13 protein-coding genes are annotated in these 13,683 nt (G+C 63.6%); 9 read left to right on the top strand and 4 right to left on the bottom strand.

Annotated features, from left to right (window positions below):
• Window positions 1-11 precede the first annotated feature (11 nt).
• The 8 genes from EK373_RS33955 to EK373_RS08785 all read left to right on the top strand — a co-directional run bounded on the left by EK373_RS33955 (window position 12) and on the right by EK373_RS08785 (window position 7,627).
• The gene (locus EK373_RS33955) at window positions 12-1,586 is read left to right on the top strand and encodes a putative bifunctional diguanylate cyclase/phosphodiesterase (RefSeq protein WP_129642313.1); all 1,575 of its coding nucleotides are present in this window, start codon (window positions 12-14) and stop codon (window positions 1,584-1,586) included.
• A 196-nt stretch (window positions 1,587-1,782) separates the two neighbouring features.
• Window positions 1,783-2,658, top strand: coding sequence for an STAS domain-containing protein (locus tag EK373_RS08815; RefSeq protein WP_129642312.1), 876 nt, complete (start codon window positions 1,783-1,785; stop codon window positions 2,656-2,658).
• A 4-nt stretch (window positions 2,659-2,662) separates the two neighbouring features.
• Window positions 2,663-3,046 carry an STAS domain-containing protein gene (locus EK373_RS08810; protein ID WP_129642311.1) on the top strand — a complete coding sequence of 128 codons (384 nt, stop codon included), beginning with the start codon at window positions 2,663-2,665 and terminating at the stop codon, window positions 3,044-3,046.
• On the top strand, window positions 3,036-3,440 hold the full coding sequence (locus EK373_RS08805; RefSeq protein ID WP_129642310.1) for an anti-sigma regulatory factor: 405 nt from the start codon (window positions 3,036-3,038) through the stop codon (window positions 3,438-3,440). Before EK373_RS08810 ends, EK373_RS08805 begins: the two co-directional genes overlap by 11 nt.
• Window positions 3,441-4,436 carry an ATP-binding SpoIIE family protein phosphatase gene (locus tag EK373_RS08800; protein ID WP_129642309.1) on the top strand — a complete coding sequence of 332 codons (996 nt, stop codon included), beginning with the start codon at window positions 3,441-3,443 and terminating at the stop codon, window positions 4,434-4,436.
• Window positions 4,433-6,223, top strand: coding sequence for an ATP-binding protein (locus EK373_RS08795; RefSeq protein ID WP_129642308.1), 1,791 nt, complete (start codon window positions 4,433-4,435; stop codon window positions 6,221-6,223). Before EK373_RS08800 ends, EK373_RS08795 begins: the two co-directional genes overlap by 4 nt.
• Window positions 6,207-7,262: a histidine kinase dimerization/phosphoacceptor domain -containing protein gene (locus tag EK373_RS08790; protein ID WP_129642307.1), complete on the top strand. Its 1,056-nt coding sequence runs from the start codon at window positions 6,207-6,209 to the stop codon at window positions 7,260-7,262. The genes EK373_RS08795 and EK373_RS08790 overlap by 17 nt, the downstream gene beginning before the upstream one ends.
• The gene (locus EK373_RS08785) at window positions 7,244-7,627 is read left to right on the top strand and encodes a response regulator (protein ID WP_129642306.1); all 384 of its coding nucleotides are present in this window, start codon (window positions 7,244-7,246) and stop codon (window positions 7,625-7,627) included. Before EK373_RS08790 ends, EK373_RS08785 begins: the two co-directional genes overlap by 19 nt.
• Here EK373_RS08785 and hutG read toward each other — a convergent pair.
• Genes hutG through EK373_RS08770 form a run of 3 tightly spaced genes read right to left on the bottom strand, consistent with a single transcriptional unit; the run spans window position 7,624 to window position 11,491 of the window.
• A complete protein-coding gene (gene hutG / locus EK373_RS08780; RefSeq protein ID WP_129642305.1) occupies window positions 7,624-8,412 on the bottom strand; it encodes an N-formylglutamate deformylase in 789 nt (262 codons plus the stop codon). The genes EK373_RS08785 and hutG overlap by 4 nt on opposite strands.
• Entirely contained in the window at window positions 8,409-10,103 is a 1,695-nt protein-coding gene (gene hutU, locus EK373_RS08775; protein ID WP_129642304.1) for a urocanate hydratase, read from the bottom strand. Before hutU ends, hutG begins: the two co-directional genes overlap by 4 nt.
• Window positions 10,100-11,491, bottom strand: a complete 1,392-nt coding sequence (locus EK373_RS08770; protein ID WP_198683161.1) for a formimidoylglutamate deiminase — start codon at window positions 11,489-11,491, stop codon at window positions 10,100-10,102. Before EK373_RS08770 ends, hutU begins: the two co-directional genes overlap by 4 nt.
• A 26-nt stretch (window positions 11,492-11,517) precedes the next feature.
• On the opposite strand from EK373_RS08770, the gene hutI reads away from it, so the two are divergent.
• Window positions 11,518-12,792, top strand: coding sequence for an imidazolonepropionase (hutI, locus tag EK373_RS08765; RefSeq protein ID WP_129642303.1), 1,275 nt, complete (start codon window positions 11,518-11,520; stop codon window positions 12,790-12,792).
• On the opposite strand, the gene EK373_RS08760 is transcribed toward hutI, so the two are convergent.
• Complete coding sequence (locus EK373_RS08760) at window positions 12,789-13,493, bottom strand: outer membrane beta-barrel protein (protein ID WP_157994280.1); 705 nt, start codon at window positions 13,491-13,493, stop codon at window positions 12,789-12,791. The two genes, hutI and EK373_RS08760, sit on opposite strands and share 4 nt — an antisense overlap.
• Window positions 13,494-13,683: the final 190 nt, after the last annotated feature.

The following is a 13,683-nucleotide window of genomic DNA, read 5'->3' as shown; positions in this document are numbered from 1 at the left end:
AACGCGCCACAATGTTCTACCTTGCCGTTTGCGCCATCGTCGCCCTGATCGCCGTTACAGCTTGGGCGGGCTGGCTGCAACTGCGCATGCGCAAGCTGGACGAGCGCGTCGTGGAAGCCGAGTCGCGGCATCGCCAGTTCATCGAGCAGGTGGAGCACGGCGGCATGGTCCGTCGCAAGATCGAAGCCCAGTTGCTGGAGAAACAGCAGCGGCTGGATCGTCTCGCCCATCACGATCAGTTGACCGGCCTGCCCAACCGGCTGTTCCTTGCAGCCCATCTGCCTGCGGCCATCGAAGAAGCCCGCCGCAAGAAAGCGGCGCTCGCAGTGCTGTTCATCGACCTCGATCGCTTCAAGCACGTCAACGATACGCACGGTCACGAGACCGGCGACAAACTGCTGCAAGCGGTCTCACAACGGATCAAGGACGCCGTGCGCGGCGAAGACATCGTAGTGCGCATGGGCGGCGACGAGTTCGTGGTGGTCCTCAACATCGTGAGGAGCAGCAATCAAGTTCAAGAAACCGCTTCCCGCATCACCACCGCGCTGGCCGCGCCATTGGAAATCGATGGCAAGCCGCTGGTAACGACGGCGAGCGTCGGTGTGAGCATGTTCCCGCGGGACGGCGAAGATGTTGGCGCCCTGCTCCGCCATTCCGACACGGCGATGTATCAGGCCAAGGACCGTGGCCGGAACAACTTCCAGGTGTTCAGCCCGGTGATGGATCGTCAGCTGAAGGAACGCGTCGCCATCGAGGAGCGCCTGCGCGCTGCACTCGAGTCGCAGAGTCAGCTCGACGTGCACTACCAGCCGCTGGTCGATATCGAGACCCGACGCGTCGTGACCCTGGAAGCGTTGGTGCGCTGGAAACATCCCACCGACGGCTATGTGTCGCCGACGCGCTTCATCCCCATCGCCGAGGAAACCGGCCTGATCGCGGGGCTCGGCGACTTCGTGATCAAGCGGGTCATCGACGACATGGTTCAATGGCGCAAAGCCGGCAACACCGTGCTGGTGCCGGTCGCAATCAATGTCTCGCCCGGCCAGCTGGCCCGCTGCGATCTGCGCCAGCGGATCGCCGAGCTGACCCAGGCCAATTCGATCAGTCCGGCGATGCTCCAGATCGAGCTGACCGAAGGCGCGATGTTCGATCAGGTCGAAGCGCGCCATGGCTCGCCTGCGAGTGAAGCCGGTGTCGACGCTATCAACGATCTGCGCGCCCTCGGCGTACGGATCGCCATCGATGACTTCGGCACGGGCTATTCCTCGCTCAGCTACCTCAAGCGCTGGCGGGTCGACTACCTGAAAATCGACCGAAGCTTCATCCGCGACCTGGGCACGGACGCCAACGATCACGCCATCGTCGGCGCCATCATCGCGATGGCCGAGCACCTGAAGATCAAAGTGATCGCCGAGGGCGTGGAAGGCTGGTCGCAGCTGGACATGCTTCGCAAGCTCGGCTGCCGGTACGCGCAAGGCTATCTGTTCGCCGAGCCCGCGCCCGCAAGTAAGTGCCGCGATTTCTTGAACGGCCGGTCGCTCGGCCTGCACGACGACACCGACCTGCTGAAAGTCGTCAGCGCCTGACCGGCGCCGCTAGAAAAAATTTCAAAAATGGGAACCGTCGCGCCCTGTCGCGCGTAACGGACGGTCGAGCGTCATTCGCGGGTGGGCGCCGGCATCCTCTAGACGGCAACACGAAGGCTCCGTAAGCGAGTCATTCCTAGCCATTGACCAGCGCCTTATTTCCTGGCCTTCGCCAAGGCTGTACACAGGAGTTGCGATGAACCGACTGGCAAGTCGACTGCCGGCCATTGTCGAGCAGCATCAACAAGAAATCCTCACCGAGTGGGTCAGACTGCAGCTGGAATCGGGCTCGTGGCGCGCCGGGCGCTTACAGGAATCGCAGCTGCGCGATGAGTCGCAGCGTTTTCTCGCACTGTTGGTGAGCAATATCCACAAGGGTATGCAGTTCGATGCCCGCAACTCGCAATGGTCCGAGATCCGTGAATTCCTGGCCGACCTGTCACGCAGCCGCGCCACCCAGGGCTTCTCGCCGTCGCAGGTCGCTACGTTCGTGTTCTCGCTGAAACAGCCCATCTTCACCCGGCTGCGCACCAGTCTGCTCAATGAGCCTGAGGCGCTTGCCGACGGAATGTGGGAAACGACCTTGCTGCTCGATTCGCTCGGCCTGTACACGACCGAGGTGTATCAGCAGGCGCGTGAATCGGTGATCGCCCGCCAGCAGGAAGAGTTGATCGAACTGTCGACGCCGGTCGTGGAGCTGTGGCCCGGGATCCTGGCGCTGCCGCTGATCGGCACTCTGGACAGCGAGCGCACGCAGGTTGTCATGGAAACCCTGCTGCAACGACTGGTCGCCACCGGCTCGAGCATTGCGGTCATCGACATCACCGGCGTGCCGACCGTCGATACGCTGGTCGCCCAGCATTTGCTCAAGACGGTCTCCGCCGCGCAGTTGATGGGCGCGGATTGCATCATCAGCGGCATCCGTCCGCAGATCGCCCAGACCATCGTGCACCTCGGCATCGACCTGTCGGCGGTTGCGACCAAAGCCAGTTTGTCCGACGCCTTCGCCCTCGCGTTGAAGCGCCGTGGCCTGACGGTGACCGGCTCCGCCACCGGCGCCGCGCGAGGATAAGGCCGTGGACCGCGTCCCGATTCTGCGTCTGGGCGATTGTCTACTGGTCACGGTCCAGGTCGACATGCACGACGAGCTGGCGATGACCTTGCAGGACGATCTCACCAACAAGATCGTCGCGACCAAGGCCCGCGGCGTACTCATCGACATTTCTGCACTGGAAATGGTGGATTCCTTCATCGGCCGCATGCTCGGCAACATCGCGGCGATGTCACGCATCCTGGATGCGCAGACCGTAGTCGTGGGCATGCAGCCCGCAGTTGCCATCACTCTGGTTGAGCTCGGATTGTCGCTGCCTGGCATCCGCACCGCTTTGAATGTCGACGCCGGCCTGGCCTTGCTGCGCAAGGTGCTCGACCGGAGCGGTGAAGGCAGCTATGTCGATTGAACCGACTACGCTGCCCGTGCGTTCCGGCGAAGACGTGGTCAGAGTGCGTCAAGCCGTGCGTACCCTCGCCATGGATCTCGGCTTCAGCCTGGTCGATCAAACCAAAGTCATCACCGCGGCCAGCGAGCTGGCGCGTAACACGCTGACTTACGGCGGCGGCGGCGAAGTGCGCATCGAGCGCCTGAACGACGGCCCGAAGCGCGCCGGTGTGCGCCTCACCTTCGAGGACCGCGGCCCAGGCATCAGCAACATCGACCTGGCGTTGACCGATGGCTTTACCACCGGCAATGGCCTGGGTCTGGGACTGAATGGCGCACGGAAGCTTTCACACGAATTCGATATCTGGTCGCAGCCCGGCGTCGGCACTCGCGTGACCATTACTCGCTGGAAGTAAATGCAACAGTTTCAGATCGGCGATTCAAGTGCCGTCGCGTCGGCCCGGCGCGGGGTCAACACACTTGCCGCCGAACTGGGCTTCGATGCCGAAGATGCGGGTCGCGCCGCGCTGGTCGCAACCGAGATCGGCACGAACCTGGTGAAGCATGGCAATGGCGGCGAGCTGATCGCGCAGAAGATCTCGCGTGACAACCGCGTCGGCGTGGAATTGCTCGGCCTCGACAAGGGGCCCGGCATGGACGATGTTGCCCGATGTTTGCGCGACGGTTATTCCACCGGCAGCAGCCCCGGCACCGGACTCGGCGCGATGGAACGTTTGTCGCAGCGCTTCGAGATTTATTCGCGGCCCGGGTGGGGCACCGCGGTGCTCGCGCAACTGTGGCCAGACTCGCGTGAGCCGTCGCCCGGGCGCACGGAGCTTGGCGCGCTGGTCGTGCCGAAGCCAGGCGAAGTCGTTTGCGGCGATCGCTGGTGCTATCACGAGCGCGTCGAGGGACTGCTGGTCGCCGGCGTCGATGGCCTGGGTCATGGGCTCGGGGCCGAGCACGCCGCCACCGAGGCCTGCCGGACTTTCGACGCCGAGAAACATCGGCCAGCGCTGCGACTACTGCAGATGATGCACGAGGCTCTGCGCCCGACTCGCGGCGCGGCTGTCACGCTGCTGGAAGTCGATTGGGATGCAGGCCGCGTTACCAGTGTCGGCGTCGGCAACGTCGCAGCGGCATTGATCAACGGCGCCGAGACCAAGCGCATCGCCACCGACAACGGCATCGTCGGCCACGTGATGTCGCGGCCACGCGAGCTGACGCATTCGTGTCAGGCAGACACCGTGCTGGTATTGCACTCGGACGGCCTGACTGCCAGCTGGCAGGCCGATCGCTATCCCGGACTGATGCAACATCACCCCGCGCTGATTGCCGGCGTGTTATATCGGGACTGCCGGCGCGGCCGCGACGATTCCCTGATTGTTGTCATTCGACGCACACGGCCATGAATCGCTCATTACTACGCCTGGATCTCGCGCAGGATCGCGACATCGTCGCGGCCAGGCAGCGCGCACGTCAGGTCAGTGCCCTGCTCGGTTTCGATTCGCAAGATCAGGTTCGCATTGCCACCGCCGTATCCGAGCTGGCGCGTAACGCCATCCGTCATGCCGGCGGCGGCACGATCGAATTCATGCTAACGGCTGCGCCCTCGCGTGGCGCTCCGCAGGCCAATCCAATACTGCAAATCATCATCAGCGACCACGGGCCAGGCATCTCCAATCTGGACGATGCGATCGCCGACTCGGGCATCGGCGAACTCAAGCTCGGCCTGGTCGCCGCGCGCCGGCTGATGGACACCTTCGATGTTTATTCCGGCAAGGGCCGCGGCACGACCATCACGCTCGGCAAGTTTCTGCCGCGCCGGACCGACAGCTTCTCGGCTGCGCGTGCCGCGACGATCGCCGATCAACTTTCGGCCCACGGCACGGACGATCCCACCGCCGAGATTCAGCAACAGAATCGCGAGCTGTTGCGCAGCCTGGAAGAACTGCGCCTGCGCAAGGAGGAGCTGGCGCGCCTCAACGCGGAGCTCGAGGACACGAATCGCGGCGTGATGGCGTTGTATGCGGAGCTGGAAGAGCGCGCTGCCCATCTGCGCCTCGCCGACGAGACCAAGACGCGCTTCCTGTCGGCAGTCAGCCATGAATTCCGCACGCCGGTGAACTCCATCCTGGCGCTGTCCAAGATCCTGTTGCACCGGCTCGACGGCGAGCTGTCGACCGAACAGGAAAAACAGGTGACTTACATTCGCCAGGCGGCAGAACAACTCTCCACCATGGTGGATGACCTGCTCGACCTGCGCAAAGTCGAGTCGGGCAAGCTGCAGCTGCGCGTCGAAACTTTCAACGTCACCGATCTGTTCGGCGGGCTGCGCGGCATGTTCAAGCCGCTCAGCATCAAGGATGCAGTCTCGTTGAGCTTCGAGGAAATCGGCGCGTTGCCCGAGCTGCACACCGATCAGGGCAAGGTGTCGCAGATCCTGCGCAATCTGATTTCCAATGCGTTGAAGTTCACCGAGGCGGGCTCGGTGCGCGTCACCGCGAGGCTCGCGGCCGACACCGACATGATCGTGTTCTCCGTCGCCGATACTGGCATCGGCATCGCTCCGGAAAATCACCGGCGCATTTTCGACGAGTTCACGCAGGTCGAGAATCCGCTGCAAACGAGCGTGAAAGGCACGGGCCTGGGCTTGCCGCTGTCGCAGCGCCTGGCCGGCTTGCTGGGCGGCAGCATTGATATCGCGAGCGAGCTGGGCAAAGGCTCGGTGTTGTCGCTCGCGATTCCGATGCGCCTCGAGTCGTCGGCCCCGCCGGGTGTACCCGTGGCTCCCACGGCCAGAACCGCACAACGCGTGCTGATCGTCGATGACAGCGAGGTCGAGCGCTATGCCCTGCGCCAGTTCCTGCCTAGCAGCACGTTCGAAGTGATCGAAGCCAACGGCGGCTACGATGGTCTGCGCCTCGCGCGCCAGTCGCACCCCGACCTGATCTTTCTCGACCTGGCCATGCCCGACGTGCACGGCCTGGAAGTCCTGAAGATGCTCAAGGCCATCGATGAGACCCGGCACATTCCGGTCGTCCTGTTCACCTCGCAGCGGCCCGACGACATCGGCGAAGAGCAAGCCGCCGCCGCGAGCGAACTATTATTGAAAAGCGAGTTGTCACGCGAGTCTGTCGCAGCCGTCATCCGGCGCGCTAGCGGCTCGGGAGAGACCCATCATGCCCGTCCTGCCTGAAATCATCCTCAACGTCGACGACAACGAACCGGGTCGATACGCGACCACGCGCATTCTCAACCGCGCCGGTTTTCAGGTACTCGAAGCAGGCACCGGCAAGGAAGCATTGCGTCTCGCGCGCAGCGCCTCGCCGCAGCTCGTCGTACTGGACGTAAACCTGCCCGATATGAGCGGCATCGATGTCTGCCGGCAGTTGAAGACCGACCCGGCGACCGCCGGCATCATGGTGTTGCAGGTCTCGGCCACCAACATCGCCGTGCTCGATCGGGTCAGTTCGCTCTCTGCAGGCGCGGACAGCTTCCTGGTCGAGCCGATGGAGCCCGAAGAACTGGAAGCAGTCGCCCGTGCGCTGCTGCGTCTGCATCGCGTCGAGGCGGAGTTGCGCCGCTCGCTGGCCGAACGCGAGATGTTGCTGCGTGAAGTGAACCATCGCGTAAAGAACAGCCTGCAGCTGGTGCTCAGCATGCTCAGCCTGCAAGGCGGCGAATTCCGCGAGGCCGGCGCCAGGGAGATATTTGCCAAAGCCATTGCTCGCGTCACCGCCATCGCGTCGATCCACGAGCGCCTGTATCAGGATACGGATCCGCTCTCGATCGATATGCAGACTTATCTCACCGGCCTGTGCGCGGAGCTGGCGCGTGCCGGCATCGGCGATGAGCGTCATGCCGACCTGCGCACCGACATCGAGTCGCTGCGACTGCCGACGGAAAACGGCGTATCGCTGGCGCTGATCGTCAACGAGCTGGTGATGAATGCCTTGAAACATGGCCGGCCGAGCGAGCGATCCGCAATCATCAACGTCAGCCTGCGCAGGCTCGATGCCGGCCACGCGCGACTGACCATCGCCGACAACGGCCCCGGCATCGCCGTGGATCGGGCCGGCGGCGCGGAGAAGCCAGCCGGCGGCCTGGGCTCACGGCTCATCAACATGCTGGTGCGGCAATTGAACGGAGAGCTGCGCATCGAGCACGCCGACGGCTACGCCGCCCACATCACTTTCCCGGTGCAAGCCGCGGCGCCATGGGACTCGAAGTCCTAATCGTCGAAGATCAGATGCTGATCGCCATCCACCTGCAGGACCTCGTGGAGGAGGCGGGGCATCGAGTCGCCGCAATCGCGCACGATGGCGTCAGTGCGCTCGCGGCGGCCGCCAACCATCGTCCGACGATAGCCATCATGGATATCCGACTCGCACACGGCGCGAGCGGCATCGACGTCGCCCGGCAGTTGTACGAGGAGCATCGCATCCGATGCTTGTTCGTGAGTGCAAACATCAACGAAGATGTCCGCCAGCGAGTGGCTGACCTGCGGCCGCTGGGATTCATCGGCAAGCCGTTTCTGGCGGCCGAAGTCATCGCCGCAGTGCGGGCTGCGGCTATCGCTGTCGACTCGAACTCTTGTTAGTCGCGCGCTTTCAGATAGCGAGTCAGCAGCTGGGCAATAAGTGTCTGCGCTGATTTCGCCCGCTCCGGATTCCAGCCGGTGCCAGCGGCTTCATCCATGTACACGCGCCGGGACAGCTCCAATTGCACCGCGTAAACGCCTTCGTGCGGCTGACCGTACTTCATCGTGATATAGCCGCCTTTGAAGCGGCCATTCAGCACTGCCCCGAACTTGCCGTCGGCGGTCACGAGGTCGAGCAGCTGGTCGGCGACCGCACGTGGACAGCTCGCACCGTCACGCGTACCGAAGTTGAACTCCGGCAGCACGCCGATAAATAACGACGGCACCTCGCTCGCGATCGAATGGGCGTCCCACAGCAGTGCATAGCCGTGACGCTGGCGAATGGTCTTCAACTCGGCAACCAGACGCTGGTGATACGGCTGCCAGAACTGCTCGATGCGCGCATCGATCTCCGTTGCGGTGACCTCGCGGCCGGGTGCGTAGATCGGCTCATCTTTGAATGTGAGCAGCGGGCACACCGGCGATGTGGGATTACCGACATACAGCGACGCGGAATCCGGCGAACGGTTCAAGTCGACCACGTAGCGCGAGTAGTTCGCCTTCAGGATCGACGCCCCCAGCTCGCGTGCGAAGCCATAGAGCTTATCGACGTGCCAGTCGGTATCGGCCAGGTGACCGCCCGCCAGCGTGAATCGTTGCGCGATCGGCTCCGGCACGAACGTGCCCGCGTGCGGAATGCTGATCAGCAGCGGCAGCGTGCCCTGGTGAAAGTCATAAACGTTCATGGACGCTCCAGCATCGGCAGGTGCAGCTTGTTCTCCCGAGCGCACTGGATTGCTTCGGGATACCCGGCATCGGCGTGACGCATCACTCCGCTGCCCGGATCGTTCCACAGCACACGCGCGATGCGCTTGGCCGCGGCATCGGTGCCGTCGCAAACGATCACGACGCCAGCGTGTTGCGAATATCCCATGCCGACGCCTCCGCCATGATGCAGCGACACCCAAGTCGCGCCGCTCGCCGTGTTGAGCAACGCATTCAACAGCGGCCAATCGGACACCGCATCGGAGCCGTCCTGCATCGCTTCGGTCTCGCGATTGGGACTTGCGACCGAGCCTGAATCGAGATGATCACGACCGATGACGATCGGTCCTTTCAGTTCGCCCGACGCGACCATTTCGTTGAACGCCAGGCCGAGTCGATGCCGCTGCCCGAGGCCGACCCAGCAGATGCGCGCCGGCAATCCTTGAAAGCTGATGCGCTCGCGCGCCATATCCAACCAGCGGTGCAAGTGCGGATCGTCCGGAATGAGTTCTTTCACTTTCGCGTCGGTGCGGTAGATGTCTTCGGGATCGCCGGACAGGGCCACCCATCGGAACGGCCCGATCCCTCGGCAGAACAACGGTCGGATGTAGGCCGGCACGAACCCTGGGAAATCGAACGCGTTCTTGACGCCTTCATCGAACGCCACCTGGCGAATGTTATTGCCGTAGTCGAACACGGGAACGCCGATACCGTGATACGCGAGCATGGCTTCGACATGGATCGCGGCCGAGCGCTGCGCTTCTTTTACAACGGTCGCCGGATCGCGCGTGCGCATCTCGAGCCATTTCTCGACGCTCCAGCCGATCGGCAGATAGCCGTTCACCAGGTCGTGTGCAGAGGTTTGATCCGTCACCGCATCCGGGCGTACGCCACGGGCCACGAGCTCCGGCAAGATCTCCGCCGCGTTACCCAACACAGCTACCGAGATCGCGCGGCCACTGGCGGTTGCGTTGGCAATCATCTGCAGGCCCGCGTCGATTGACGGCGCCTGCACATCGACGTAACGCGTATCGAGACGCTTTTGAATCCGGCTCTGCTGACATTCGATACAAAGAATGCTCGCACCCGCCATGGTCGCCGCCAACGGCTGCGCACCGCCCATGCCGCCCAGGCCGGCAGTCAGAATCCACTTGCCTTGCAGCTGACCGCCGAAATGGCGCCGTCCCATTTCGACGAATGTTTCGTGCGTGCCCTGCACGATGCCCTGGCTGCCGATGTAGATCCAGGAACCGGCGGTCATCTGTCCGAACATCATCAGGCCGCGACGATCCAGCTCGTTGAAATGCTCCCAGGTGGACCATTTCGGCACCAGGTTGGAATTCGCGATCAGGACGCGCGGCGCGTCCTCGTGCGTGCGGAACACACCCACCGGCTTGCCCGACTGGATCAGCAATGTTTCATCGGCTTGCAGGGCGCGCAAGGTCTCGACGATGCGATCGAAACATTCCCAGTTGCGCGCCGCCCGGCCGATGCCGCCGTACACGACCAGCTCGTCGGGATTCTCGGCCACTTCGGGATCGAGATTGTTCATCAGCATGCGCAGCGGCGCTTCGGTGAGCCAGTTCTTCGCCGTCAGCTGCGCGCCGCGCGGCGCCCGCACTTTACGAGCGCCCTGGCGACGATCCAGGGTCGGGATGGTCAATGCACTCATAATCGATCCCTCTTGAACATCTTTTGCAGGGCGCGCTTGTAACCCGCGGCCACTGCGGTCTCGGCGAAGTGGCGTCGATCCTGGACCAGCCAGCGTCCGCCCACCATGACATCGCGCACCGATTCATTGGTGCCGGAGAAAACAAACGTATCGATGATCGAGCTGTCACTGCGCGCCGCGAACAGGGGCGAGTTGATATCCAGCACGACCACGTCGGCGCGCTTACCCGCCGCGAGCTCACCGATCGGCCGACCCGACACGCGCGCACCCGCTGTGCACGCCTTCTGCCAGAGCAACGCACCGCCCGACAGATTACCGTCGGTCAGCACGCTGCGTTGACGACGCACCAGACGCGCTTGATATTCGAGCCAGCGCAACTCCTCGATGGGCGACAGCGAGATGTGACTGTCCGAGCCGATGGCAAATGCGCCGCCCGCCTCCAGCAACGTTTCCATCGGAAAAATGCCGTCACCCAGATTCGCTTCAGTCGTGGGGCACAAGCCGACCACCGCGCCGGCTGCGGCAATACCCTGCAACTCGGCCGCTGTGGCGTGCGTCGCATGGATCAGGCACCAGCGTCGGTCAACCGACGCGTTGTCGAGCAGCCATTCGATGGGCCGCTTACCGGTGCGTTCCAGGCACGCCTGGACTTCGCGCTCCTGCTCGGCGATGTGGATGTGAATCGCCTGCCCGTTCCGCTGCGAGTCGAGCACCGCCCGCAACGACTCCGGCGGTACGGCTCGCAGGCTGTGCAATGCCACGCCCACTTCGAGCTGCGCCGAGCGCTGCGACGGCTGTCGGAGTGCATCGAGCAGATCCAGGTACTCGCGCGTCTCCATGGCGAACTGCCGTTGACGCTCGGTCGGCGGTGCACCGCCAAAGTCGGATGTTTGATAGAGCGTCGGCAGCAGCGTCAGCCCGATGCCGGCCGTCGAGGCCGCATCCACCAAAGCCTGACTCATGGCCAGTCGCTGCTCGTGCGAATGGGCGCCAGACGCGTCGCCGGGGCTGTGCAAGTAGTGGAACTCGCACACCGACGTGTAGCCCGCTTTGACCATGTCTGCATACAACTGGGCGGCCACGCCATTCAGACAGTCCGGTGTGATGCGGCTGGCCACGTCGTACATGGTCTCGCGCCAGGTCCAGAAACTGTCGTCCTTGCCGCCGCGCTGCTCGACCAGGCCGGCCATGGCGCGCTGGAACGCATGACTGTGGATATTTGGCATACCGGCGATCGCCGCGCCGTTGATCATCCTGGCTGCCGTAACAGTGTCGTCCGCGGAGACATCGACGATGTCGCCTCCAGGATCGACCGAGATCACCACATTGCGATGCCAACCGTCGGCCAGCCACGCGCAGGTGAAGCGATAGCGGGATTGCATGGACATGCGGCCGAGTATAAGACTGAGCCGCCATGAAATCTTCGACCGCAAATACGCTTGCCTGGGACCGCGTGTGGCTGGGCGTCAACCTGGCCACGATGACAGGCGGCCCTGCATACAATGACGGACAAGACCCGACGGGAAGCTTGGGTGAGCTGCGAGACGCCGCGCTCGCGATCAAGGACGGGCGCATCGCCTGGGTCGGCAGCCGCCAGCAACTCGCCAGCGTGCAATGGTCGGCCGCCAACGTGACTTTGGCCGAAGGCCTGTGGATCACGCCCGGGCTCGTCGAATGCCACACGCATCTGGTGTATGGCGGCGACCGGAGCAACGAGTTCGCCGCACGCCTGCGAGGCGCCACGTATGAGGAAATATCGCGCGCCGGCGGCGGCATCGTTGCGACGATGCGAGCAACGCGCACCGCGAGCGAAGATCAGTTGTTCGAACAATCGCTGCCTCGAGCCCTGGCGCTCGCCGCGGAAGGCGTCACGACGCTGGAAATCAAATCCGGCTACGGCCTCGATCTCGACAACGAACTGAAGATGCTGCGAGTGGCGCGACGCATCGGCGAAGTCACCGGCCTCACCGTGATCAAAACATTTCTGGGCGCCCACGCACTGCCGCCTGAGTTCACGGGCCGGCAAGAAGATTATGTGCGGCACGTGTGCGACGACATGTTGCCCGCGGCCGCGACGGCGAAGCTCGCCGACGCCGTCGACGTTTTCTGTGAGCGCATCGCGTTCACAGAAGAGCAAACGCGTCGCATCTTCGAACGCGCTCGCGAGCTTGGACTGCCCGCGCGACTGCACGCCGATCAACTGAGCGATGGTAATGGCGGCGAGATCGCCGCCGACTGCGGCGCACTTTCCGCCGATCATCTCGAATATGCCAGCGAGCGCTCCCTGCAACGCATGGCCGAGCGCGGCGTCGTCGCTGGGCTTCTGCCGGGCGCGTTTTACTATTTGCGCGAGACCAGGCTGCCGCCCATCGAGCGGCTGCGTGAGTTGAATGTTCCGATGGCAGTCTCGACCGACTGCAATCCCGGCACCTCACCGATCGCGTCGCTGCTCACGGCGATGAATATGGCTTGCGTGGTGTTTCGTTTGACGGCAGCCGAGACGCTGCGTGGCGTCACCGTCCATGCCGCCAGGGCGCTGGGGCTGGCGAAGGATCGCGGCGCGCTCGAAGTGGGAGCAAGAGCGGACCTGGCGATCTGGCGGTTACGTCATCCCGAGCAACTGTGCGCCGAAGTGGGCGTGCACCGCCCGGTCGAGATCGTGCTCGCGACCAAATCGTCGCGGACCTAGAACACCACGGTGATGCCGATCGAAATCACATCGGCATCGGCTTCATCGGTGTTCTTGTCGCCGGCATCGATGATGCGCTGATACTCCAGGCGCACATCGTAGATCTCGAGGAAGTTGAAGCTGGTGCCGACGGCGCCGAGGAAGTCGACGTCGCTGTCGGCAAAGCGGTCGCGCTTGGGGGTCTGCTCGACGTCGATGTAATAAATGCTGAAATCGTTGCTGGAAAACAGCGCGCCGGCGCGCCCGTACACTTCCCAGCGATAACTCAGCGGCCAGACGCCCACTGCCGCCACCGTGAGACCCGCGGTCTCGCTATCGAAATTGAGCGTGGCATCGGTCGGAATGCCGGTAATGTTGCCTTGAACCTGCGCCCGGTAGGACACGCGACCCAGATCGATGTAGCCGCCCTCGACCGCGAAGTGCGTATTGAAACGATAGCCGGCGAGAAAGCCAAAGGACGAGTCCTTCGTGTCCAGCGTCTCATCGATCGACTCCACCGTGAGCTGCACCGCCGGACTGGGAAAGATCCGCGTGGCGGCGTACACGCTGTAGTCCTGGATGTCGCTGTCCTTGTCGCTCTGGCCATAGAAGCCGCCGACGTAGAAGCCGGGCTGCGCAGCCTCAGCGGTTGGCAGCACTGCGGCCGCGGCGAGTGCGACCGCCGCAATGGCGGCAGCGAAGACTCGTTTTTGATTTGCCAAGCGATCACCCATGCTGCGACGTTGGGGACCTGACTTTACCGAAATTGTCGGGCCGCCGCTTCAAGCCCCGGAATGGAAACGGCGTATCTCAGCATATCGCAGCCGGGTGCGGGTCAGATGCAGGTTCGTTGCTTCGGCGACGGGCCGCCGCAGCATCATTCGATGCTTTTTTCGCGGCGGCCAGTCGTCG

This window comes from Peristeroidobacter agariperforans, from assembly GCF_004138335.1.
In the GTDB taxonomy this organism is placed as follows: domain Bacteria; phylum Pseudomonadota; class Gammaproteobacteria; order Steroidobacterales; family Steroidobacteraceae; genus Steroidobacter; species Steroidobacter agariperforans.
Note: the sequence above shows the minus strand (reverse complement) of the source record. Positions and strands in the feature narration are given on the sequence as shown.

Coding starts and splice junctions, on each gene's coding strand:
- EK373_RS33955 (WP_129642313.1), top strand. CDS start 12: ATGTTCTACCTTGCCGTTTGCGCCATCGTCGCCCTGATCGCCGTTACA.
- EK373_RS08800 (WP_129642309.1), top strand. CDS start 3,441: ATGCAACAGTTTCAGATCGGCGATTCAAGTGCCGTCGCGTCGGCCCGG.
- EK373_RS08790 (WP_129642307.1), top strand. CDS start 6,207: ATGCCCGTCCTGCCTGAAATCATCCTCAACGTCGACGACAACGAACCG.
- EK373_RS08815 (WP_129642312.1), top strand. CDS start 1,783: ATGAACCGACTGGCAAGTCGACTGCCGGCCATTGTCGAGCAGCATCAA.
- EK373_RS08785 (WP_129642306.1), top strand. CDS start 7,244: ATGGGACTCGAAGTCCTAATCGTCGAAGATCAGATGCTGATCGCCATC.
- hutI (WP_129642303.1), top strand. CDS start 11,518: ATGAAATCTTCGACCGCAAATACGCTTGCCTGGGACCGCGTGTGGCTG.
- hutG (WP_129642305.1), bottom strand. CDS start 8,412: ATGAACGTTTATGACTTTCACCAGGGCACGCTGCCGCTGCTGATCAGC.
- EK373_RS08805 (WP_129642310.1), top strand. CDS start 3,036: ATGTCGATTGAACCGACTACGCTGCCCGTGCGTTCCGGCGAAGACGTG.
- hutU (WP_129642304.1), bottom strand. CDS start 10,103: ATGAGTGCATTGACCATCCCGACCCTGGATCGTCGCCAGGGCGCTCGT.
- EK373_RS08795 (WP_129642308.1), top strand. CDS start 4,433: ATGAATCGCTCATTACTACGCCTGGATCTCGCGCAGGATCGCGACATC.
- EK373_RS08770 (WP_198683161.1), bottom strand. CDS start 11,491: ATGTCCATGCAATCCCGCTATCGCTTCACCTGCGCGTGGCTGGCCGAC.